The following is a 22,082-nucleotide window of genomic DNA, read 5'->3' as shown; positions in this document are numbered from 1 at the left end:
GCGGTGCTATTCGTAATGCACCTCGACCACCTTTCCGCGGAAAAGTCGGTAGACCACCGTGGTGTAGATGAGCGTGAGCGGCATGACGAAGAGGCCGGCGCCCCAGAACATGAATGCCAGGCTGGAAGGTGGCGATGCGGACTGCTCGACCGTGAGTGCAAAGGGAATCATGTACGGCCAGAACGAGCCGGCCAGGGTGCCGAAAGCCGCCATGAAGATAAGGGCAGAGAACCTAAAAGGCCCCAGATCATCCCGTTGCTTGATGCTCCTGACCAGCCCATAGGTTGCGACTGCCCCGATCAGAGGAAAGACCAGGAGATAGGGACGTTCAAGCCACCGCTGCATCAGTTCGAGATGCATGACGAGCGATGCGACGAAAGCGCAGGCGAGGAAGACGAGCACGCCGACGGTCAGGATCGGTAGCATGCGGTACGCGATCTCCCTGATCGGGTCCTCGCATTTCCGCACCAGCCAGCCTGCGCCGAGAAGACCGTACCCGAGCACGAGACCGACTCCGCACAAGACCGCGAATGGGCTGAGCCATCCCAGCGTGCCGCCGACATAGTGACCGTTCTCCATGGGAAGCCCTTCGACGAGCGCGCCTATCGTGACGCCTTGCACGAACGTCGCGACCAGCGAACCGCCGGCAAAGCCAAGATCCCAGAACCAGCGGAATCCGAGCGATTTGTAGCGAAACTCGAACGCGACGCCGCGCAGGATCAGCGCGCACAGCATCAGCACAAGGGGTAGGTAGAAGGCCGACAGCAGTGCCGCGTAGGCAGCGGGGAACGCGCCGAACAGGATCGTCCCAGTCACCACCAACCAAGTTTCGTTCCCGTCCCATACCGGCGAGATCGCACTGAGCATCTTGCGGCGATTGGGTTCGTCGGCAAACGCGAACAGGATGCCGACACCGAGGTCAAAGCCATCCAGCAAGACATAGAGCGATGTGGTGACCGCGAGCAGGCCTGCCCAGAACAGAATCATAGCCAGGCTCCTTCCTGCGTCGTCTTCACGATCGAGTTGCCGCCACCGGAGACCCCGAGCGGGCGCTTTGGATTGAGAGGGTGGCTCGGTTGAGACTCGACCGGGCCGACCTTCAGCAGCCGATACACGTAAAGGGTTCCAAAACTGAATATGACGACGTAGACCACCACGAAAATGATAAGGGAAATGGTTACCGCCTGAACGCTCAGCGTCGGGGTGACCGCATCGGCCGTACGCAGCGCGCCGTACACACTCCATGGTTGTCGGCCCACCTCAGCGGTGAACCAGCCCGTCAATGTCGCGATGAACGGAAGCGGAAAGCTCAGAAAGGTCGCCCACAACAGCAGCCGCCGCCCGGGCTTGCGCTCGAACAGGAGGTAGAACGAGCCGAGCCAGGCCACTGCCATCATCAGCAACCCGCATCCGACCATCACCCTGAAGGTGAAGAACGGAATGGCCACAGGCGGCCGATCCTCCGGTGCAAAGCTCGTCAGCCCGGTTTCCCTGGAGTTGAGACGCATCGATGCGATCAGGCTCCCCAGATAAGGAATCTTGAGCTCGAAATGGTTCGTCTCGCGGGCCTCGTCCGGTATCGCGATCAGCACCTCGCCAGCTGGCTGCTCGTCATGCCAGCGGCCTTCTATCGCCGCGAACTTGGCAGGCTGCCAATCGTGGACGTAGTCGCCATTCAAATGGCCAAGAAACAACTGGACCGGGATCAACAGCGCCGCCAGGAACAGACCCATCCGCAGCATCACGCGACCTTCCGCCGCATAGATGCCGCGCAACCTGTACCAGGCGCCCGTCGCAGCCACGCAAAACGCTCCAGTCAAATAGGCGGCGATCAGCATGTGCGGGAATCGCACCCACACGACCGGGCTGAAGATGATCGCCTCCCAATCGGTCGGGACGAAGACGCCGTTCTGGACGACGTACCCCACCGGCGCCTGCATCCAGCTATTGTTCACCATGATCCAGAAGGCGCTGAATGTAGTGCCGAGCGCCACCATCATGGTCGAAAGCAGATAGACCAGCGGCGTCACCCTGTTCCTTCCGAACAGCAAGACGCCGAAGAATGAGGCTTCCAACGCAAACGCGGTGAAGCTTTCATAGGTCAGCAGAGGTCCCTGGATCGGTCCCGTAACCTCCGACAGCCGGCTCCAGTTCATGCCGAACTCGAACGCCAGAACGATGCCGGAGACGACGCCCAACCCGAACGTCACGCCGAATATCTTGAGCCAGAACTCGAACAGGCGCCGGTACACGGGCTTGCCGCTGATCAGGTGAAACGTCTCGAGCACCGTGAGCCAGGCGGCAACCCCGATCGTGAACGAGGGAAAGATGATGTGAAACGACACCGTGAAGGCAAACTGCACGCGAGACAACAGAAGCGCGGTCCACATCATGTCTTCGTCCCTTTCCCGTCGGCCTCAGCGAGAGAGATTGACCTTGGCGAGGTCGATCAGTTGGGCCGCCCGGCCATCGAGGACTGCCTTCATCATGAACATCCCGAAATGGTAGGCTTGGTCGACGGTCGTCTTCGGTGGCATGGCGAGTTCCTGGCGCGCACTCACCACGTCGACCAGCACCGGCCCCTTATGCGCCAGCGCGGCCTCGACGGCGCCCTTCAACTCCTGGGGCTTCTCGACCCGGATGCCACGCACGCCCATGGCCTCCGCCATCACGGCAAAGTTCGGGTTCTTGAGGTCGCAGCCGGAATCCAGGAAGCCGCTCGCCTTCATCTCCATCTCGACAAAGCCGAGCGTACCGTTGTTGAGGACGATGACTTTGACGGGCAGGCCCATCTGGACCAGCGTGATGAAGTCTCCCATCATCATGGCGAACCCGCCATCGCCCGACATCGATATGACCTGGCGGTTCGGATAGGTCGCCTGTGCGCCGATCGCCTGGAGCATCGCATTCGCCATCGAGCCGTGATTGAACGAGCCGATGATCCGGCGTTTGCCGTTGACCTTGAGATAGCGCGCCGTCCAGATGATTGGCGTTCCCACATCGCAGGTGAAGATCGCGTCGTCTGCCGCGAGCTCGCTTACGAGGCGCGTAACGTACTGGGGATGGATGATGCTGCTGTTCGGGCCACTCTCCGCCAGCGCGTCGAGATCGCGCCGCGCCTTCTTGTAGTCGATCAGCGCATCGTTGAGATGACTGGAGTCGGTCTTCTCTTTGATCGCCGGCAGGAGGGCGGCCAGTGTATCACTGACGGTCCCGAGCAGGCCGAGATGAAGTGAGCAGCGGTTACCGAGCGCCTCCGGCCGCACATCGACTTGCGCGATCTTTGCGTGCTCCGGATAGAACGCGCGATACGGAAAGTCGGTCCCAAGCATCAGGAGCGCGTCGCAGTTCTTCATGGCCGCATAGCCGGAAGCAAAGCCGACGAGGCCGGTCATGCCCACATCGTAGGGATTGTCGTATTCGATGAACTCCTTGCCGCGGAATGCGTGCACGATCGGCGCCTTCAGCTTGCGGGCGAGTTCGACGACTTCGTCATGAGCGCCTGCACAGCCTGCGCCGCAGAACAATGTCACCCGTGACGCTCCATTGAGGAGGTTCGCGAGCGCCTCAATATCATCCTCACCCGGCCGCACAACGGGCGCGGAAGGCGCCATCCATTCCGGAACGTCCGCGTCGAGCGGCGTCAGTGCGACATCCCCCGGCAGGACGACGACTGCGACGCCTCGCTTGGCGATGGCGACGCGGATCGCACGCTTGAGAATCTGCGGGAGCTGCTTCGCCGACGACACCAGCTCGACGTAGTGACTGCACTCCTTGAACAGGCTTTCCGGATGGGTTGCCTGGAAATAATCGATTCCGATCTCGCTGCTGGGAATGTGCGAGGCGATCGCCAAGACCGGCACGCCGTTGCGCTGGCAATCGAACAGGCCGTTGATCAGATGCAGGTTGCCGGGACCGCAACTGCCGGCGCACACCGCGAGGTTTCCTGTGAGATGGGCCTCCGCGCCCGCCGCGAATGCCGCGGCCTCCTCATGGCGCATATGGATCCAGTCGATTGACTTCCTCCGACGCAGCGCGTCGGTAAAGCCGTTCAGGGAGTCGCCGACCACACCATAGACCCGCTTGACACCGGTTCTTTCGAGGGCTTCGACGAGGTATTCAGACGCAGTTCTGCTCACGGAATTTCTCCTTCATGGCTGCCGGCTGGCCCCTCGCAAAGATCGCTGGGCGTCACAGTCGCGGCAACGCCCACTTCCTGTCACTTCTGCGTGTGATCCTCGAGGATCTCCAGATCGGTCACCGAATACGACAGCGAGAAGCGAAAGCCAGATTCAATCCGGCGCGGCGCGAGCGCGTGGAGCTCCTCGCCTTGCACCTCGGGAAGCCGCAGCTCGGCATCGCCGACCCAAGCCTCCGCCACGGTGAGACTGTCGGTGATCGACATCGCGAGCTCATTGACCGCCGGCTTGTCCTGGTGTCCCGCCGCAAGCCGTGGAAAGTACCTGAGCAGCACCGTCGGGCGGGTGAGAAGCGACAGCCCGTTCGCCACAGGCTTGCGCAGCGTGACGCAGGCCTCGGCCAGACGCTGACCGTGCGCCGAAAGGCTCGCGCCGAAGCGGCCGCCGGACTTGACCGGCGCGGCCGCAGGGCTCGCGGCCGCAAATGTGCGCGTCTGGAAGATGCTACCGAGCTTCTTCGGAAAGCCTTGCGTCCAGCCACGCGCAAGCGCGGCATCGTTGTCGACGTAAATGTAGGGACACCACATCACCGGCGTGGCGCGATACCTCGCATCGAGCAGCACGAATGCCTCGCGATATTGATACCGGGCGGGATCGAGAAATTCATCGTCCTGGGCGGTGAACTGCCAATCCAGGAACATCATCACGGCACGGCCGTTCGAGTCCGGATCGGGAGACAGACCGCTCGGCAGCGTCGCCGCCGTCGCATCGGGATCGGTCCAGAACTCTACCCCCACGACGTCGCTGGAGTAGTGCCAGGGCGGCGGCGGCGTCAGCGCCGCCTGACCGAATGGCGATCTCGGAACGGTAAATCCCTTCAGCACGTCGACCTCCTGCGTATGTCATCGATGTCCAGGACTCTATCGAAGCGAGGCGCAATTGATTTCATCGACTTGCGCCGGCTTGTTTGTTCTTGCGGTTGAGATCGTCCTTCATCCGGCGCCGCCTTCACTGCCGATAGGCAGTCGCTCAACGGCGACCATCCGTGGTCAGATCCATCAGCACTTCGCTGTCGGACACCGAGCAGGAAAACGAGAAGCGAAATCCGCGGCCGATCTTGATCGGCCCCAGCATCTCGATCTCTTCGCCGTGCGCCTCCGGAAACACGAGATCTGCATCGCCGACCCAAATGTTCGTGGTTAGAACGTCGTGCATCCTGCAACAAACGAGTTCGTCCACGACCGGCTTGTCGTGAAGGCCGGCACTGAGCCGCGGGAAATGGCGCCGCGCCACGATCGGGCGGTCGAGCAGACCCGCCAATTGGTCTACCCTGTCGCGCAGGGTGACCCGAGCTTGCGCCAACAGGCGTCCGTGGGTAGATGCGGAGGCGGCCAGTCGGCAACCGCGGACCAGTGGCGCCGACGCGGCACCTGCGACGGCGAACGTCCGCGTCTGGTGCACGACACCGATCTTCTGTGGATAGCCCTGGATCCATCCTCTCGCGAGCGCGGCATCATTGTCCACATACGCATAAGGACACCAGGCCATTTCAGCTCCCTGCCACATCGCATCGAGCAAGACGATGAATTCGCGGCACTGATACCGAGCGGGGTCAAGATACTCATCGGCCTGCGCGGTGAACTGGAAATCGGCGAACAGGGCGACGGACCGACCAGCACGGCTCGGATCGAGCTCAATGCCACCAGGAAGGCTCTCGGCGGCGGCATCCTGGTCATTCCAGAACTCCACCGCCAGAACGTCTCCCGCGAAATGCCAAGGGGGCGGCGGTGCAAGCGCCGCGACTCCCCGAGGCGTCCGCGGCACCGTGAAGCCCTTCAGCATTTGCAGGCCCTTCCCCGGCCGGCAACGCATTTCGATGTGGCGTGAAGCGCTGCTGGTCGCCTCGCAATCTAGGTACCGCCGCGGACCTACCGCTTGAAGAAATATGCGCTGACTTGTGCGCCCCTGCGGTCTCGGCATCGTGGCTGCACGCATCACCTCACGGCTTTACCGCACGAACATGCAAGTCGGGGCGTGTCCAGACAAGCGGCCGCCTCCACGGGTCCGCTATGCGAGGTACAACCAAGGTGGGACCCGAGATGCCGCCGCTCGAGAGTAGCCAACGTCGGCACGCGCCGGGACCATTGCTGTCGGAACGCCTATCTGGCCTGACGATGAGACCGACTCGTCTCCAAATCGCACTGACGCTCGCCGGTGCGGCCGTCATTTTCGCGATCGATACCTTCGCCCCGCTCGACATCGAGATCGCCGTACTCTACGCCGTCATCGTGATCGCGTCGGCGAATCTTCTCGAGCGACGCGGAATATTGATCGTGTGCGGCGTCTGCATGACGCAGACCATCCTCAGCTTTGCCATCGTTCACGGCGGCGCTTTTGAAAGCGGCCCGGCACTTCGTATCCTGATCAGCCTTTGTGCGATTGGCGTCGCCACCATGTCCGCGCTCTGGAATCGGGAAGCAGCCGAGAGCCTGAGCGCGCAGGCCGCCCTGCTCGATCTGACGCATGATGCGATCTTCGTGCGCGACCGGAACGACCTCATCACGTATTGGAACGCCGGCGCCGAAGAGCTCTACGGCTGGCGCCGAAAGGAGGCGCTGGGCCGGAACGCCTCCGCGCTCCTGAAAACCAGATACCCGCCGTCAGCCGGCGGCGCCGAACAGTTTGCGGATCAAAGCCGCTGGCAGGGAGAGCTCGTTCACACCCGCCGGGACGGAGGCGAGGTCCTGGTGGTGAGCCGTTGGTCCGTGCAGCGCGATGAAAGCGGTCGCCCCATCGCCACCATGGAAACGAACAGCGATATCACCGAGCAGAAGCACGCCGAGGACGCGCTGCACCAGGCGCGCAGCCAGCTCGAGCACGTCGGCCGCATCAGTACGCTCGGTGAACTGACGGCATCCATTGCCCACGAGGTCAATCAGCCGCTCGCCGCAGTCGTGACAAATGGGGAGGCATGTCTGCGATGGTTGCTGCGAGATGAACCCAATCTCGAAGAGGTACGGATCGCCGTGGAGCGGATGATCGGCAACAGCCGGCGCGCGGCGGAGGTCATCACGCGTTTGCGGGCCATGGCGCGCAAGGCCAATCCAACTCGCGTCGCACTGACCTTCAGCGACATCGTTGCGGATGTCATCCCGCTCATTGAGCGCGAGATGATGAGCAACGACGTTGCACTCAAGCTCGATCTGCAGGCGCCGGCACAGATCGTGCTGGGCGACCGGGTGCAACTTGCACAGGTGGTCATCAATCTCGTCGTCAACGCGATCCAGGCGATGTCAGAGACCGGGGATCGCCCGAAAATCTTGTCGATCAGATCCGGCGTCTCGCCGGAGGATCCGGAGGCGCGGATGGCGGTCCTCCAGATCGAGGATACGGGGCCCGGGATCGATCCGGAGATCGCCAAGAGGCTCTTTAACGCCTTCTCCACGACAAAGCCGGGCGGGATGGGTATGGGACTCTCGATTTGCCGCACCATCGTCGAGAGCCACGGCGGATCGATTGCAGCTGATACCGGCAATCGCAGTGGCGCACTGTTCACGATCAGACTGCCGCTGCTGAGGTAAGCGGTCGTTTTTTCCGATCGGCCGCTCCGATGTTGGTATTGTCCGAGACCACCGACGCCTGCCCTCCGCGCTAGGGCCGTGACCAGCGATAGTCGCGCGGCGACATTCCGACATGTTGACGGAAGCGCCTGGAAAAGTGGCTCTGGTCGGCAAAGCCTGCCGCAAGCGCTATCTGCGACAAGGGTATATCGGTCTCTGCAAGCAGCTGCATGGTCCGTTCGACGCGCCGACGGATCAGATAATCGTGGGGCGTGACCCCTACGGATTGTTTGAATGCCCGAACGAAGTAGCAGACCGACAGGTTCGCAAGAGCCGCCAGCGCCTCGACGCTGATCCGTCGATCGATGTTCTGGTCGATATACTCGCGTATTCGCCGCACAGCCCTCGGCCGAAGTCCGCCTCGAGCAAGGCCTCCCGACACGATCGGGTTGGAGACGAGAGGCACCGACGGCGACGGAGCGGATTGCAGCCCGATCGCAAATGGCTCGAACGCCCCGGTCATGCTGTTGCTCTGCTCTTCGCTCATGACCCTGAACATGCTGGGGCTCCTCGATCGGTTTGTGGTTTTGTCCAGCCGCGAACCGCTGACGCGAGGCGCTGCTTGATCGTGATCGAGCATGATCGGCGCCGCTCTTGAGACCAATCGTGCGTGCGTGTGATCCGCTCACACCTTGGTATGAGCACCGCGGCGGCAAATCGATTTGCAGGCGACTCAGCGGCGCCGAGCCTTGGTCATACCTAGGTGTGATGATGCGGCCACCCCTCCCGTGCTATGGAGTGGCCATCGCCATCGCTGATTGGAAAGCAGCATGCCCAGGGCGCCAGATGAGACCCCCACAGTGCACATCGTCGACGACGATGCGCAGCTGGGTGATGGCCTGAGCAGCCTGCTGCGGTCGGTGGGGTTGAACGCGAAGACCTATGGTTCGACCGCGGAGTTTCTCAGGGCCGACAACCTTGACTCTCCAGGATGCATCGTTCTCGACATCCGCCTGCCGGGGACCAACGGCCTGGATTTTCAGGAGGGGCTCGTGAAGCTTGGGATCGACTTGCCGGTCATCCTCATGACGGGACACGGCGACATCCCGATGTCGGTGCGCGCCATGAAGGCCGGAGCAGTCGATTTCCTGCCAAAGCCATTCCGCGATCAGGACATGATCGATGCGGTGACGGCGGCACTTGGCCGCGACCGGCAGCGCCGCGCCAGCGAGCAGCACGCGGTCGCCATCGTCGATCGCTACGCTACCCTGTCGCCGCGCGAGCGCGAGGTGATGGCCCTGGTGACCGCAGGCCGGATGAACAAGCAGATCGCGGGAGAGCTTGGCTTGAGCGAGGTCACCGTCAAGATTCATCGCGGTGCGGCGATGCGCAAGATGGGCGCCCGCTCGCTCGCAGAACTGGTCCGCATGGCGGACGCATTGAAGAACAGGACAGGCTAAGAGGTGCTTGACAGTTTCGTGCCGAGGTCGCGCCGGCAGGAACTCGCCAGTCATCGGCTCGGAAGGAACCAAACAGATGACGGCCGAACCTCTGATTTCGATCGTCGACGACGACGCTTCCATGCGCGAGGCCTTGATCGGGCTCGTGCGGTCGCTCGGGTTTGATGGCCGCGGCTTCGCCTCGGCGGAGGATTTTCTCGCATCGCACGAACTCGGGCTGTTCGCCTGCGCCATTACCGATATCCAGATGCCCGGGATGAGCGGCTTCGATCTCAAGCAGGAGCTCGACATCCGGCATGCGGCGCTGCCCGTGATCATGATCACTGCTCGCGCCGAGCCGGGCCTTGAGGAGAGAGCAATGTCATGCGGCGCGACCTGCTTTCTCCGCAAGCCGCTTGAGGCCAAAACGCTGCTTGACTGCCTCGAACGGGTATTGGGAGCCCTGCAACCTGACGTCGCTCCTTCCGAGACGACGCATCGCAATCCGGATCGGGCGGGCAGTCGAGACGATTGAAGCAGATTTCGACAATCCGCCTGGCGCGAACGTGGGTTAGTCCGTCCGGCAGGGCTGTGGCGACGACTATCGAACCAGAAACCACAGCTCGGAGATATCGAGATGAAGAAGTGTGTCTGTTGGGCGGCAGCGGTCTGTCTCGTCGCTCTGAACTCCGGCGCCCATGCTCGTTCGAACTTCGACGGCGCCTGGGATCTCGTTTTCGTGACGCAGAGAGGCGCATGCGATACGAGCTACAGCTTCTCCGTCAACATTTCCAACGGGATCGTGACACATCCGAACCTTGTCAGGTTCAGAGGCTATGTCGCCGGATCCGGCGCGGTCCGTGCGTCGGTGACCGTTCAGGACAAATTTGCCTCCGGCAGCGGCCGTCTTTCGGGCGATGCCGGCAGTGGACGCTGGAGCGGCTATTCCGGCACTGCGCGTTGCGCGGGATACTGGACTGCCCGGCGAAGCTGATCGCCAGGCCCGTGGCACCGGTTAGGACCGCAACTCCAGCCTAATTGCAGCAAGGGTTTCCAAGCAGCGCCGGCGCTCCTGGTGTTCTGATCGCCGGACGGGGGTGAAGGCCCCGCGCGGAAGTCGGGCATGAGAAGCCGTCCTAGGTGTTTGCCGCGCGGCGTGTTAATTTTCCTCCTCGATGACGAGCATCGCCCATAGCGGCGCAACGAGGCGGACGAGGCTTTACAAGCACGACATGGAAAGCGGCTATCCCGGTCAAGAACCAAGTGGATCAGTGTATGGACATGCCGACCTCCGACAACGACATTCAAGCCAATCCCGATCCGGCTAGCGCGGGACACACGAAGAGCCCGCGCAATGCGGCGCGTGGTCCTTCCATCATTGTCGGTGTCGTTGCCGCCGTCGTTGCGGCGCTATCCATCTTCTATCTGCTGCGGCCGGAACCGCTGCTGGTGCAAGGCGAAGCCGATGCGACGCGGCTGGACATCGCCGCGCGTGTCGACGGCAGGGTGAAGGAGATACCCTTCCAGCGCGGCCAGAACGTTCCTGCAGGCGCCGTCCTCGTACGGATCGATAATCCCGAGACGGTGGCCAAACACGAGCAGATGCGAGCGGCAAAGGCTGTTGCGGATGCCCAACTCGCCAATGTTCTCGTCGGAACGCGCGTCGAGACCATCGCCGCACGGAAGGCGGAAATGGAGCGCGCGCAGGCAGCGGTGGTGCTGGCGCAGAAGACCTTCGACCGCACGCACACCCTGACCGAGCAAGGCAATGCGCCGCAGGCCCGCCTCGACCAGGTAACCGATGCGCTGCATGAGAGCGAGCGCGCCGTCGATCAGGCTAAGTCGGCCTACGAGCAGGCGGTCAATGGCTACACGAAGGAGGAACGCGCGATCGCGAAGACCAACGTCGAGAAGGCCGATGCCGATATTCAGAGCGTCCAATCGATCATCGACCAGCTCGTGGTCTATGCTCCGGTCGCCTCGCAGGTCTATCAGCGCAATATCGAGCCCGGTGAGTATGTGTCGCCCGGCGTCCCGCTCGTGACCTTGATCGATCTCGCCGACGTCTGGATCCACTTCGACCTTCGCGAGGATCTCGTCAAAGGCCTCAAGGTCGGCGACCGGTTCGACGTCCGGATTCCGGCCCTCGACGACCGGCGTGTCACGGTCGAGGTCAAGCTCATCGCAACCAAGGGCGAATATGCGAGCTGGCGCGCCACGCGTGCGTCCGGTGATTTCGACTTGCGGACGTTTTCGATCCGCGCCTACCCGGTCCAGCCGGTGCCCGAGCTCAGACCCGGAATGAGCGCCTATCTCGACTGGCGATCGCGGCAATGATGTCGGCCCCAAAGCCTGGATTTTGGCTGGTCGCGCGCCGCGAGTGCCGCTGGCTGCTTCATGACCGGGTCGCGATGCTCCTGATCTTCGGCGTGCCGCTGTTCGCGTTCGTGGTCCTGACGACGGTGTTCAGCCATCCCGTCATCCGCGGGCTTGGGGTGACGGTTGTCGACGAGGACAAGTCGGACGCCTCGCGCGCCCTTGTGGAATACGTTGCGGCATCTCCGAGCCTGAATATCGTCGACCGCTCCGGCACGCTGTCCACGGCCGTGCAGGACATACGCTCCGGCAAGTCGATCTCGGCCGTCTATATCCCGCCGAATTTCGAGCGCGACCTGCAGGCCGCGCGCCGCCCACAGGTCGTCGGATTCTATAACCAGCAGTTCCTGACCCCGTCCGGCATCGCGTCTTCGGGCCTGAGCGATTCGCTCTCCGCCGCGGCGGCGGTGGCTGCTCCCGCGAGCCGCGCTGCGCCTGCACCGGCGTCCTTGGGAACGCTCAAGGCGGAGACCATGGCGCTGGTCAATCCGCAAAAGAACTATGCGCAGTTTCTGCTGCGCGCGCTGCTGCCGACCATCATTCACGTGGTGATCACGCTTGCCGCCGGCTATTCGGTCGGCTCCGAATTCCGCCGGCGCGACGCCCGAGCCTGGCTCGAAAGCGCCGGCGGCGATCCGGTGGTCGCGCTGGCCGGCAAGCTCGCACCGCTGTTCTGTATCTTCTTCCTGGTCATGCTGGCCGAGCCGCTGTTCCTCGAGGGCCTGTTGGATATCCCATTCAGGGGCGATCTGCCGTTGATGATCGTCGCGGCTTCGCTGCTGATTATTGCCTATCTGTCACTCGGCGCTCTGCTCCAGCTTCTGGTCGGCGATCTCGCAACCGGACTCGGGCTTGCAGGCCTCATTGCCTCTCCCGCATTCGGTTACGCGGGCGTCGGCTTTCCCACCATCGGCATGAACGCCTTTGCGCAAACCTGGAGCGCAATCCTCCCGCTGCGCTGGTACATGGCCGTCTTGCTGGGACAAGCCGCGCAGGGATTGCCGGTCGCGGATTCCGCCGTTCCCTTCGCGGTGCTCGCAGGCCTGGCGTTGCTCTTTGCCGGCCTCGCGCTGTTGCGCATGGCGAGCCTCACGCGCAGGGGCTGGTTTGCGGCGGCGCGGCCGGCCGAGCCGTCTGAGGCCAGCCACACGCCGCGCGGCATCGGCGGCGCCTTCGCGGCGGAGTGGCGGCGGGTGCTGGGAGCGCGGAGCGCCTTCAGCCTCCTGTTTCTCGCGCCCCTGGTCTACGGTATTTATTATCCGCAACCCTATCTGAACCAGATTCTTCGCAAGCTTCCCATCGCAGTCGTCGACAACGACCTGAGCGATCTCAGCCGGCAGGTCGTCGAGACGCTGGATGCGAGCGGCGCATTGAGCGTGGTGGTTCGCGCCCGAACGCTGGCCGAAGCTCGCACCGCGATCGATCGTGGGCAGGCCTTTGCCGCCGTCGAGATTCCGCCCAACACTGAGCGCGATGTGCTCAAAGGCATCACCGCCCACATCCCGGTTTATGCAGATGCAACCTATCTGTTCATCTTCAGATCGAGCGCCAGCGGGGTTGCCACCGCCATCGGAGCGCTGACGTCCGAGCTGATCTCGCGAGGCGCGCGCTCGGATGGAAGCCTGGTCAAAGCCAAGCTCGCTTCGTCGAGCCCGGCCGATGTCCTGCTCCAGCCGATCTTCAACCCAGTGGGCGGTTATGCGAGCTACGTCGTTCCGGCGGCGTTCATTCTGATCCTCCAGCAGACCCTGCTGATCGGCGCGGCGATGTTGACCGGCACTGCGCTCGCGACGGGAGGCGGAGCGTTTGCCGGCGTGCTCGGCCGCGGCATCGCTCATCTGACCATCTACCTTCCCGCGCTCGCGCTCTATGTCATCGTGCTGCCACGCATCTACGGGTTTTCGACGCTCGGCCATCTTCCGCAAATCCTCGCGCTCGCCAGCGTCTTCCTGCTGGCAACGAGCTTCATGGGACAGGCGGTCGGGGCCTGGTTCACGCGGCCGGAGAACGCCACCATCCTCCTGCTGGCGACCAGCCTGCCGCAGTTCTTCATGGCCGGGTTTGCTTGGCCGCGCGAAGCGATTCCGGACGTAGCGCTTGCGTTCGGGCGAATTTTCCCGGCGGACTCGGCGATCGATGGTCTCGTGCGTGTCAACCAGATGGGGGCCAGCATCTGGGAGGTCGCGCATGACTGGCGCGTCCTGTGGTGTCTGGCGCTGGGTTATTTTGCGCTTGCGGTGATCTCGGCATTTGCCGTCAGGAGAGGACAGGGACATGCGCAAAGCTAGCCGTGTCGCGATCGTCGCCATTCCGCTCGCCGTCGTCGCTGGCGCCTTGATCTATTCCGCGCGCCGCTCTGCGCTGCCGGTTGCCCTCGTCGGCGTCGTGCGGGCGACCGAGGTCAGGGTCGAGCCGGAGGTGAATGGCCAGCTCGTGTCGATCGCGGTCAAGAAAGGCGACTCTGTGAAGGCCGGCGATGTCGTGGCGCGGCTCTCGGCGGTGGAGTTGACGGCGCAGGCGGATCAGGCGCGCGCCGCGCTAGCGTCCGCCACCGCAAGCCGCAACAACGTCTATGCCGGCGTCCGCCGCGAACAGGTCGACTCCCTGAAGGCTGCCATCGCCAAGGCAGGCGCCCGCCTCGACTACGTGCAAGCCCAGCTCACGCGCACCGGTACGCTCGCGCGACAGAGCTTCGAGCCCCAGCAAGCGCTCGACCAGGCCGAGAACGACGTGGCGGCCGCAAATGCCGACGTCGCTGAGGCCCAGGCCAACTACGATGCGGCGGTGGCGGGTCCGACCCGTGAGGAGCGCGCGATAGCCGATGCGCAGGTCCAGGCCGCAGCCGCCGCGGTCACCGTGCTCGAGCGCCGTCTCGACAAGATGGTGCTGCGCGCCCCGGTCGACGGTGTGGTCAGCGTCATTGCCGCGGAGGTGGGTGAAAACGTCCGCGCCGGCCAGCCGATCCTGATGGTCGAGGCAGCCGGCCAGCAATGGCTCTCATTCAACGTGCGCGAGGACCATCTCGGTCGCGTCGCGATGGGCAGCACCATGAACGTGACGCGCAACGGGACGGACGCCGCGGCCACGGCCCTCGTGACCGAACTCCGGCCGCTGGGCGTGTTCGCGACCTGGCAGGCCGAACGGGTCATCGGCGATCACGACCGCAACACGCTTCGCTTGCGCCTGGACCCACGGGGTAAGGCGGCGGACCTCGAGCCGGGTATGACCGTCTGGATCGAGCACTAACAAGGCGCTGATGGTTTTCCGGGACCGGCTGATCGAAGAGGCCCGACGTATCTAGGACGCTCCGGCAACCTTGCCGACCTTCGAAAGCAGCAGCTTCAGGATCGGCGACTTGTTCGCCTTATGGTAGGCGAGAACCAGGTCGAGTGTCGGCACTTCTCCCTGCACCGGACGCGTGGTTATCGATTCCGGCAGATATCCCTTCGTATAGGCCGGCAACATCATCACCGCGCGCGTCGATGTGATCATTGATATGGCGTGGACGACATTGTGCACTTCATGTTCCGGCCTGAGCTCGACCCCGGCCCGGCCAAAATACTCCAGAACGACACGGCGGACCGCAGGGGCGGCCTTGGATGGTAGCAAGAAAGCTTCATGGGCGACCTCTTGCGGCGTGACTGCTGCGAGCGATACCAGGCGGTGGTCGCTCGGAAATGCAAAAACCAGCGGGTCGGTACGCACGCGCCTGTAGCTCAGATCTTCCATCTTCTCTTCCGGCCGAATGAAGGCCGCATCGAGCTTGCGCCTCATCAAGGCCTTGGCGAGCACCGGCGAGTAATCGCTCGACAGGCGAATGTCGATGCCGGGAAACTCGTCGCGAAGGACGCGCTCCACCTCGGGCAACAGGCCGATTTCGGCCCCCGACATGAAGCCGAGGGCGAACGCCGGACGCGCTGGCTGAGCTGCACGCAGTGCTGCTTCCTTGGCGGCTTCCGCCTGGACCAGCGCCATTCGCGCATGGTCGAGAAACGCTTTGCCGGCCTGCGTCAACTCAACACCCTGAGCGCTGCGATGCATCAGCTGAACGCCGACTTCCTGTTCGAGATCCCGGATTTGCCGGCTCAGCGATGGCTGCGAAGTGTGCAGCTTTTGCTCGGCGGCAACGGTCATACTGCCGGTATCGGCCACAGCGACGAAGTAGCGGAGATGCCGCAGCTCCATTCCAAGCTCCCATATCTCACAGGCATAGGGCCAGCCTACAAAGTCTTTTTCAGGCCTGCCAGCTCTCTCTATAGCAGGAAGGCACTGTGCGCGGGGGGCTGCCCGGCAGGCAGGGCATATCCCGATCCAAACACGATGAAGGCGAGCGCATGCGCAAAAGCATCAAGGCGTCGCTGCCGTTGCTTCTGGCGATGACGGCAATTGGCGAAACCGCGGCGCAGTCGCAAAGCACCCAACCAAAGGCAAGCGCCCTGGAAACAGACGTCACGAAGATCAAGCAGGCGATTCTGGGCAGCTGGGAGAGCATAGCTCCGGAAGTGCGTCCAAGCGCTGCCAAGAACGCCGACGGCTCGCTCAAGCCGTTCTACCTCAAACGCGCTTTCAAATATCTGCCGTCCGACCGCTTCGAGCTCGAAGTCGTCAACTCGGCCGACCCTTACGGCGCCGTGCCTCTCGCGCGCATCAAGATCGGCGGACACATGCTGTGGCAGGGTCCGCATCCGATCGCTCCGGGCGCGCAGAGGGTCGATTTCGTGGCCGATGAGACCTACGAGGTTACGCCACTGGCGGTGGGATTTGCCGATTTGCTCGACAAAGTCGCCTCGGCGGGATACGCGCCTTGGGCCGTCAACGCACCCCAGAGCATCTTCGGAAAGACGTTTGTTCCGTTTGGTCTGAAGGAAGGGGCAAATTTCATGGAATACGACCTCGTCTACCTCAGAGGCGACCTGCTGTTCTGGGGCGCCCGCAATATTGACGGCCGCGGCTTTGATACCGAGCAGAACCGGCCCACCAACCTGCAGATCCCACTGATCCGGAAGTAGCGCCGGGCGGCCGCTCTGATTCCCTTCGAGAAGGCAGCACAGCCATGACCAACGAAACCGGCCCCGTTCAAACCGTTCTGATTGCGTTTGATACCCTATTCAACAAACGCGACTACGCTTCCGCCGAGCGCTTCTGGTCTCCGCGCTACATCCAGCACAGCGCGCATATTCCACCCGGTCGCGAGGGGCTGTTTGACCTGGTCAAATCGTTGCCCGCGACGCTGCGCTACGAGAACCACATCGCGGCAGGCTCCGGCGATTTCGTCATTCTCCACGGGCGGTTCAGCGGTCACGGTCTGCCGGCGGCGTGGATCGTCGCCGACATCGTGCGCATGGAGGACGGAGTGCTCGCGGAGCATTGGGACGTCATCCAGGACGAGGCTACGGGAGCGCAGTCGCGCAGCGGTCTGCCGATGTTCGGAGACAAATTTCCGGCCTGATCGTCTTGAGGAGGTGCTGAAATGACGCCGACCATCGCGCACATCTGTTCGCGGAGCGCTGGGATGCGATCTAGGAAGAGAGCACGCGACAGCAGTCGCACCGCCATCTGCTAGGCGTTCGGCGACAAACTTAGGATTGATACAAATCTGGAAACGGTGACTTTCATTCGTTGTTGTTTCGCGATCACTTCAACGACCGCATCTTCGTCACGGATGACAAGGGAGCCCCGTGATGGACCAGCATGCCAGCAAGAATGCCCCGCCGTCGGTGGGCGTAGACGTGGCCAGTATCGAGACGCTGCTGAATCGCAATCTTCCGGAGGTGTTCGGTCAGGGTGACCCGGCTCGCCGAAGGGCGGCGATTCGGGAGCTGTACACCGAAGACTGTGTCCTGTACGCGCCGCCCGGCAGTTTTGTCGGCCACGAAGCACTGGACAAATTCGCCGGCGATCTTCGCGCAACGCATCCCCATTTTGTTTACACGCCTCATGGCGTGCCCCAGGTGCTGCACAATTCCGGACGCCTGGCGTGGGGTTCGGGACCGAAAGGCGAAGCACCGATTTACACCGGCGTTGATTTCATCATCGCGCGCGACGGCAAGATCGCGGCGCTTTATGTCTTCCTCGACTCGCCAGCTGCGTAGGCTGGGACCACATCTACGTTCGGAATTTGCTGCCCTGCGTACTTGGGAACGTTGCCGACACCAAAGGTGCCAAGGCGTCACTCCTTCAGACCGCTCGCGGCCACGCCACGCACGAAATTTCGGCGCATTAGCGAGAAGAACAGCGCGCTCGGAACCAGGGCCAGGGCAGCGGCGGCGCTGAGATGACCGATATCCACGGTGAAACCGGTCTGAAACAACGCCAGCCCAACCTCGAGCGTGTAGGTCTCCTTGTTGGTCATGACGACGAGAGGCCACGCGAATGCGGTCCAGGCCTGAAAGAACGCCAGCACGGCGAGAGCCCCCAGCGGGCCGCGCATCAGCGGCAGCACGATCCGCAGGAAGATCCAGCCCTCCCCGGCCCCATCCACCCGTGCAGCCTCCAGGAGTTCATCGGGAATTGACGTCATCACGTATTGCCTGATCAGGAAGATGCCGAAGCTCATCACGAGATAGCCGACGAGGAGCCCGGGCCAGGTGTTCAACAGTCCGGCAGACTGGACGTTGAGGTAGAGCGGGATCATGTACACTTCGAAGGGAACGACGGCCGTCGCGATGATGACGGTGAAGATGACCGTGAACCCCGGCAGATCGAACTTGCCGAGCACATAACCTGCGATCGCGGAAGTGGAGACAATGCTCGCGGTCGAGAGCGTCGCGAAGATGAGCGAGTTGCCGATCCAGCGAAACAGCGGCGTTTCGCGCAGGACGCTGACGATGTTCTCCAGCGTCGGCTGATGTGGGACGATGGTCGGCGGCCAAGCCAGCAATTCCGGTGGCGTCTTGAACGCGTTACTGATCAGGAACACGAGCGGCAGAAGCATCATCACGCTGACGACGCAAAGAATCGTATCAATCACGAGGCCGACGACCCGGTGCTGGCCAACACCACTGGAAGGATGATCGGACTCGCTCACGCGCGGCTCCGATCTCGGAAAAGCCTGAACTGCGCACCCGTCAGAATGAGGACGATGGCGAGGAGGATGACGGCTTCTGCGGCTGCATAGCCGACCCGGTAATTTCGAAAACTGTTTTCGAGCATGTCGAGGACGAGGACGCGAACGAGGTGTCCCGGTGCACCCTGGACGTCCGATGCCAGCACGAAGGCCTGCGCATAGATATTGTAAGACGAAATCAGCGTAATGACCGACACGTACAGAATGACAGGCTTCAACAGCGGCACGGCTACGTAGCGGAATGCCTGAAGCGACGATGCGCCGTCGAGGCGCGCGGCCTCATAGAGCGCATCGGGCACGTTCTTCAATCCGACGAGGAATATCAGGACGGCATAGCCGATCGCCTGCCAGGAGCACAGTATGACCAGGCACAGCAGGGACAGGACGGGGTCGAACAGCCACGACTGGGCCGGGATCCCGACCAGTCCGATCAGGGCGTTGAGCGGGCCGAGCCGGGCGTCGAAAATCCATTTCCAGGCCATCGCCGCCGGAACCAATGATACGACGTGCGGCAGGAAAACCGAGGCCTCGTAGACGCCGCTTCGCCGCAGCCCCTGCCGACTGTTGATCAGGGCAGCGAGCGCGAGTCCGACGGGAATGGTAATCACCACGATGCTAAAGGCGATGACGGTGGTGTTGAATATCGCTTCGAGAAACAACGGGTCGCTCGTCAGCTCGATGAAGTTGGCGAATCCGACGAATGGCTTGCGCCGCGAGATGATGTTCCATTGGTAGAGGCTGAGCCGAAGCGTCTCGATGATCGGATAAACGCGGATACAGCAATAGAGCCCGAGGATCGGAAGAAGCGCCAGAACTGGAAACAGCCATTTCGGCTTGGTGCGCATGGATCCTCCCGCAAGCGCCGGTCAGTGGCCGACGCCTGGATTGAATGGGCCCCCTGTCGGTGGAAATTTAGGGTTTGGCTAGCAGGTCTTCCCGCGCGAGGATCTTGTCGCTTTCCTCAGCCGCAGACTTCAGGAAAGCATCGATCGCCGCGTCGTTGCCGGCCAGCGACTTGTCGGTGAATGCCTTCTCCAGCCGTGCCGCGAGCCTGGTGAGGATTTCGCTCGCCGGGCTGATCGCCGGGACCGTGAAGAAGGCGTAGTCGGCGGGAACGTTGACGAATGCGCCGAGTTGCGGGACCCTTTTGAGGACCGCCGAGTAGTCGAGCCCCTTGCGGTTAGGGACCCAGGCCGTGTTCTCAAGCAGCCAGAGCAGATTTTCCGGCTCGTTCGCCTTCTGAACGAAATCCCAGGCGATCTGGCTTTTGGGTCCCTTGTTCGGCACATAGAGATCGACCGGCACCATCAGCGTGCCCTTGGGCAATGGGGCCGTCGCGTATTTCAGGTTGGGCGCCTTCTTGGCGATGTCACCAATCACCCAGGATTCCCGGATGAACATCGCGGTCTGCCCCAGCTCGAAAGCTTCCGCATCCGCTTTCATCTCGGGGGTCACCGTCCGGTAGACCACGACGTTGTCGAGATACTGCTTGAGCGCGCTGCGGCCGGCCTCGCTCGCATAGGCGGCGTGCCACTTTCCGCCCCTCTCCTCGAGCAGCGTTCCGGCGTGATTATAGAGGATGGTCCAGTACTTCTCCGCGATGCCCGAACCGCCGCCGCTGAGACGCAAGCTCCATCCGCTCACCGTCGCCACGCCAGACGCATCGCGTTGCGCGAGCTTCTGCGCGTAGGCCGTGTAGTCGGCCATGGTCTTGGGCGGACCGTCGAGGCCGGCCTTGGCGAACATGTCGGTGTTGTAGAACAGCGCGCCCTGCCCCTGGAACAACGGCACACCGAAGATCTTGCCGTCGTACATGGCGGTCTTCACGCGCGTCATGTCATAATTGGCTTTGACGAAATCGACGACCGACGCCGGCGGCTCCGTTATGACGCCAGCCTCGAGATACCGCGCTGCCTCGACCTCCATTTCGATGACGTCGCCGGCCGCGCCGGATGGAAGCGACAGCGCAAGCCGCTTCTCATGCTCGCGCAGAGCAATGGCTTCGACGCTGATTTCGAGATCCGGATATTTGCTCTTCAACTGGTCGCCGACGCGCTTGTAAAATGGGGCAAGGTCAGGCCACCCGCTCCATATGGTCAGCTTCTCCGCCGACGCGGGCGAAGCAAACACAGGTACTGCGACAGCCAGCGCCAGCAACAGCGCTGCCGACCTCCATGACCGACGGCCCGACGTCGCTGGGCGAATGCAGTCCTCCGGAAGCGTCATGTAGCCGAACCTGCCGACGGGTTTCATCATGAAGGTCACTCTCGCATCCGGAATTGGACAAAATCCTTCGAAAAAGCTCGCATGCAACCGGTTGCGTGTCAATTGCGATCCATTGCCGCTTTCCGAGGCCCATTGATTAAATCGTCAGCGACTTCTCCGCTTCACCGGAGCCGGGCCGGTGCTGGCGCGAATAACAAGATGAGAATTCAGCTTGTGGCGGATCTCTCCCGACATGCCGCCACTCATCTGGCTGAGCAGGAGGCCGACCGCGACATCGCCTGCATCGGCACAGCGCGCCGACACGGTGGTGAGCGGCGGGTAGGTGGTTTCACCGAGGACGTCATCGCAGCCGACGACACTGAACGATTTCGGCACCTCGACATCGAGCGCAGCGAGCCCTGCCAGCAGGCCTTGAGCGACAAGGTCGTCGAACGCGATCGCTGCGGTTACGCCGCTAGCGATGATCTGGACGGCCGCGAGGCGGCCGGTGTCGTAGGATGGGGGGCGTGCGGGAACGGCGATCACCTTGAGCCCACGCTTCTCCGCTTCGCGCCGGACGGCGTTGCGCCGTTGCTGGTTGGACCACGACGTTGTGGGGCCGCTGACATAGGCGATGTGCCGGTGCCCCAGCTCGGCAAGATGCGCGATCGCAGCCGCGACACCCGGCGCCGTGTCGATCAATACCCGCGTAATACCTTCGATATCGCGATTGATGAGCACCAGCGGCCGACGCGTCGCATAGCGTCGGATGTGCGCTTCGTCCAAACGCGATGAAGCGAGGACAAGCCCCTCCACCTGGCCGATGAAGCGGCCAACCAGCAATTCCTCACGAGCGGGATCCTCATCCGAATTGCCCAGGAAAACGCACAGCCCAGCTTGGTCAGCACGAAGTTGCGCAGCTCTGATCAGCGGCGGAAAGAACGGGTTCGCGACATCGGTAACAATAAGAGCGACATTGCCGTGGCGCCCGGTCGAGAGTGCGCGGGCCACCTGGTTTGGCACGTAGCCCAGTCTGTCGGCGACCTCCTTGACATGCCGGACGGTCTCTTCGGTCAGCATTTCAGGCCGTGAGAAGGCGCGCGACACGGTCGCACGGGAGAACCCGGAGACCTTCGCCACCTGACTTATCGTCGGCACGACCGATCCACGCCCCTCCCCGCCGCTATCAGGATCGCGCTTCACCTTCGGCCGGCTCCTCTAGATGGCATTCAACTACACATGCCTTGATCAGGTTCGGGGCGCAAGCTTGACTTGCAACCGGTTGCATTACATTCTC

At 62.7% G+C, this 22,082-nt stretch carries 21 protein-coding genes; 10 read left to right on the top strand and 11 right to left on the bottom strand.

Annotated elements, in window-relative coordinates:
- Nucleotides 1-6: 6 nt before the first annotated feature.
- From cydB to QQL28_RS01525, 5 genes are all read right to left on the bottom strand, one after another.
- Nucleotides 7-987 carry a cytochrome d ubiquinol oxidase subunit II gene (cydB, locus tag QQL28_RS01545; RefSeq protein ID WP_284260311.1) on the bottom strand — a complete coding sequence of 327 codons (981 nt, stop codon included), beginning with the start codon at nt 985-987 and terminating at the stop codon, nt 7-9.
- A complete protein-coding gene (locus QQL28_RS01540) occupies nt 984-2,393 on the bottom strand; it encodes a cytochrome ubiquinol oxidase subunit I (protein ID WP_284260310.1) in 1,410 nt (469 codons plus the stop codon). The genes cydB and QQL28_RS01540 overlap by 4 nt, the downstream gene beginning before the upstream one ends.
- Nucleotides 2,394-2,417: 24 nt before the next feature.
- The gene (gene poxB / locus QQL28_RS01535; protein ID WP_284260309.1) at nt 2,418-4,139 is read right to left on the bottom strand and encodes a ubiquinone-dependent pyruvate dehydrogenase; all 1,722 of its coding nucleotides are present in this window, start codon (nt 4,137-4,139) and stop codon (nt 2,418-2,420) included.
- 80 nt (nt 4,140-4,219) lie between these two features.
- Complete coding sequence (locus QQL28_RS01530) at nt 4,220-5,023, bottom strand: acetoacetate decarboxylase family protein (protein WP_284260308.1); 804 nt, start codon at nt 5,021-5,023, stop codon at nt 4,220-4,222.
- A gap of 145 nt (nt 5,024-5,168) precedes the next feature.
- Nucleotides 5,169-5,981: an acetoacetate decarboxylase family protein gene (locus tag QQL28_RS01525; protein ID WP_284260307.1), complete on the bottom strand. Its 813-nt coding sequence runs from the start codon at nt 5,979-5,981 to the stop codon at nt 5,169-5,171.
- 41 nt (nt 5,982-6,022) lie between these two features.
- Here QQL28_RS01525 and QQL28_RS01520 point away from each other — a divergent pair, with 41 nt between their 5' ends.
- Entirely contained in the window at nt 6,023-7,720 is a 1,698-nt protein-coding gene (locus QQL28_RS01520) for a two-component system sensor histidine kinase NtrB (protein ID WP_284260306.1), read from the top strand.
- Nucleotides 7,721-7,790: 70 nt separating this feature from the next.
- Here the strand turns inward: QQL28_RS01520 and QQL28_RS01515 are convergent, their stop codons facing one another.
- A complete protein-coding gene (locus QQL28_RS01515; RefSeq protein ID WP_284260305.1) occupies nt 7,791-8,258 on the bottom strand; it encodes a helix-turn-helix domain-containing protein in 468 nt (155 codons plus the stop codon).
- Nucleotides 8,259-8,529: 271 nt separating this feature from the next.
- Here QQL28_RS01515 and QQL28_RS01510 point away from each other — a divergent pair, with 271 nt between their 5' ends.
- From QQL28_RS01510 to QQL28_RS01485, 6 genes are all read left to right on the top strand, one after another.
- Nucleotides 8,530-9,159 (top strand): response regulator transcription factor, encoded by a 630-nt coding sequence (locus QQL28_RS01510; protein ID WP_284260304.1) that lies wholly within the window; start codon nt 8,530-8,532, stop codon nt 9,157-9,159.
- A gap of 76 nt (nt 9,160-9,235) precedes the next feature.
- On the top strand, nt 9,236-9,673 hold the full coding sequence (locus QQL28_RS01505) for a response regulator transcription factor (RefSeq protein ID WP_284260303.1): 438 nt from the start codon (nt 9,236-9,238) through the stop codon (nt 9,671-9,673).
- 102 nt (nt 9,674-9,775) lie between these two features.
- Nucleotides 9,776-10,132, top strand: a complete 357-nt coding sequence (locus QQL28_RS01500) for a hypothetical protein (protein ID WP_284260302.1) — start codon at nt 9,776-9,778, stop codon at nt 10,130-10,132.
- Nucleotides 10,133-10,413: 281 nt separating this feature from the next.
- A complete protein-coding gene (locus QQL28_RS01495; protein ID WP_284260301.1) occupies nt 10,414-11,475 on the top strand; it encodes an HlyD family secretion protein in 1,062 nt (353 codons plus the stop codon).
- The gene (locus tag QQL28_RS01490; RefSeq protein WP_284260300.1) at nt 11,472-13,802 is read left to right on the top strand and encodes an ABC transporter permease; all 2,331 of its coding nucleotides are present in this window, start codon (nt 11,472-11,474) and stop codon (nt 13,800-13,802) included. The genes QQL28_RS01495 and QQL28_RS01490 overlap by 4 nt, the downstream gene beginning before the upstream one ends.
- Nucleotides 13,789-14,760, top strand: coding sequence for an HlyD family secretion protein (locus QQL28_RS01485; protein ID WP_284260299.1), 972 nt, complete (start codon nt 13,789-13,791; stop codon nt 14,758-14,760). The genes QQL28_RS01490 and QQL28_RS01485 overlap by 14 nt, the downstream gene beginning before the upstream one ends.
- Nucleotides 14,761-14,811: 51 nt before the next feature.
- Here QQL28_RS01485 and QQL28_RS01480 read toward each other — a convergent pair whose 3' ends face one another.
- Complete coding sequence (locus tag QQL28_RS01480) at nt 14,812-15,699, bottom strand: LysR family transcriptional regulator (protein WP_284260298.1); 888 nt, start codon at nt 15,697-15,699, stop codon at nt 14,812-14,814.
- A gap of 149 nt (nt 15,700-15,848) precedes the next feature.
- Here QQL28_RS01480 and QQL28_RS01475 point away from each other — a divergent pair, with 149 nt between their 5' ends.
- The 3 genes from QQL28_RS01475 (at nt 15,849) to QQL28_RS01465 (ending at nt 17,606) form a co-directional block, all read left to right on the top strand.
- Nucleotides 15,849-16,523, top strand: coding sequence for a hypothetical protein (locus QQL28_RS01475; protein WP_284260297.1), 675 nt, complete (start codon nt 15,849-15,851; stop codon nt 16,521-16,523).
- 44 nt (nt 16,524-16,567) lie between these two features.
- The gene (locus tag QQL28_RS01470) at nt 16,568-16,963 is read left to right on the top strand and encodes a nuclear transport factor 2 family protein (protein ID WP_284260296.1); all 396 of its coding nucleotides are present in this window, start codon (nt 16,568-16,570) and stop codon (nt 16,961-16,963) included.
- Nucleotides 16,964-17,195: 232 nt separating this feature from the next.
- On the top strand, nt 17,196-17,606 hold the full coding sequence (locus tag QQL28_RS01465; protein WP_284260295.1) for a nuclear transport factor 2 family protein: 411 nt from the start codon (nt 17,196-17,198) through the stop codon (nt 17,604-17,606).
- Between the two features lie 77 nt (nt 17,607-17,683).
- On the opposite strand, the gene QQL28_RS01460 is transcribed toward QQL28_RS01465, so the two are convergent.
- From QQL28_RS01460 to QQL28_RS01445, 4 genes are all read right to left on the bottom strand, one after another.
- Nucleotides 17,684-18,541 (bottom strand): carbohydrate ABC transporter permease, encoded by an 858-nt coding sequence (locus tag QQL28_RS01460; RefSeq protein WP_284260294.1) that lies wholly within the window; start codon nt 18,539-18,541, stop codon nt 17,684-17,686.
- Entirely contained in the window at nt 18,538-19,425 is an 888-nt protein-coding gene (locus tag QQL28_RS01455; protein ID WP_284260293.1) for a carbohydrate ABC transporter permease, read from the bottom strand. The genes QQL28_RS01460 and QQL28_RS01455 overlap by 4 nt, the downstream gene beginning before the upstream one ends.
- 67 nt (nt 19,426-19,492) lie before the next feature.
- Nucleotides 19,493-20,836 carry an extracellular solute-binding protein gene (locus QQL28_RS01450; protein ID WP_284260292.1) on the bottom strand — a complete coding sequence of 448 codons (1,344 nt, stop codon included), beginning with the start codon at nt 20,834-20,836 and terminating at the stop codon, nt 19,493-19,495.
- Nucleotides 20,837-20,950: 114 nt separating this feature from the next.
- Complete coding sequence (locus QQL28_RS01445) at nt 20,951-21,988, bottom strand: LacI family DNA-binding transcriptional regulator (RefSeq protein WP_284260291.1); 1,038 nt, start codon at nt 21,986-21,988, stop codon at nt 20,951-20,953.
- Nucleotides 21,989-22,082: the final 94 nt, after the last annotated feature.

The organism is Bradyrhizobium iriomotense, from assembly GCF_030160715.1.
GTDB classification, from domain to species: Bacteria; Pseudomonadota; Alphaproteobacteria; order Rhizobiales; family Xanthobacteraceae; genus Bradyrhizobium; species Bradyrhizobium iriomotense.
The sequence above is the reverse complement of the archived record's forward strand: the minus strand, read 5'-3'. Positions and strand labels throughout refer to the sequence as shown.

Bases quoted from the DNA above. Each gene is read 5' to 3' on its own strand.
- cydB (WP_284260311.1), bottom strand. From the start codon at position 987: ATGATTCTGTTCTGGGCAGGCCTGCTCGCGGTCACCACATCGCTCTAT.
- QQL28_RS01540 (WP_284260310.1), bottom strand. From the start codon at position 2,393: ATGATGTGGACCGCGCTTCTGTTGTCTCGCGTGCAGTTTGCCTTCACG.
- QQL28_RS01525 (WP_284260307.1), bottom strand. From the start codon at position 5,981: ATGCTGAAGGGCTTCACGGTGCCGCGGACGCCTCGGGGAGTCGCGGCG.
- QQL28_RS01515 (WP_284260305.1), bottom strand. From the start codon at position 8,258: ATGTTCAGGGTCATGAGCGAAGAGCAGAGCAACAGCATGACCGGGGCG.
- QQL28_RS01510 (WP_284260304.1), top strand. From the start codon at position 8,530: ATGCCCAGGGCGCCAGATGAGACCCCCACAGTGCACATCGTCGACGAC.
- QQL28_RS01505 (WP_284260303.1), top strand. From the start codon at position 9,236: ATGACGGCCGAACCTCTGATTTCGATCGTCGACGACGACGCTTCCATG.
- QQL28_RS01500 (WP_284260302.1), top strand. From the start codon at position 9,776: ATGAAGAAGTGTGTCTGTTGGGCGGCAGCGGTCTGTCTCGTCGCTCTG.
- QQL28_RS01495 (WP_284260301.1), top strand. From the start codon at position 10,414: ATGGACATGCCGACCTCCGACAACGACATTCAAGCCAATCCCGATCCG.
- QQL28_RS01490 (WP_284260300.1), top strand. From the start codon at position 11,472: ATGATGTCGGCCCCAAAGCCTGGATTTTGGCTGGTCGCGCGCCGCGAG.
- QQL28_RS01485 (WP_284260299.1), top strand. From the start codon at position 13,789: ATGCGCAAAGCTAGCCGTGTCGCGATCGTCGCCATTCCGCTCGCCGTC.
- QQL28_RS01480 (WP_284260298.1), bottom strand. From the start codon at position 15,699: ATGGAGCTGCGGCATCTCCGCTACTTCGTCGCTGTGGCCGATACCGGC.
- QQL28_RS01475 (WP_284260297.1), top strand. From the start codon at position 15,849: ATGCGCAAAAGCATCAAGGCGTCGCTGCCGTTGCTTCTGGCGATGACG.
- QQL28_RS01470 (WP_284260296.1), top strand. From the start codon at position 16,568: ATGACCAACGAAACCGGCCCCGTTCAAACCGTTCTGATTGCGTTTGAT.
- QQL28_RS01465 (WP_284260295.1), top strand. From the start codon at position 17,196: ATGGACCAGCATGCCAGCAAGAATGCCCCGCCGTCGGTGGGCGTAGAC.
- QQL28_RS01455 (WP_284260293.1), bottom strand. From the start codon at position 19,425: ATGCGCACCAAGCCGAAATGGCTGTTTCCAGTTCTGGCGCTTCTTCCG.
- QQL28_RS01450 (WP_284260292.1), bottom strand. From the start codon at position 20,836: ATGATGAAACCCGTCGGCAGGTTCGGCTACATGACGCTTCCGGAGGAC.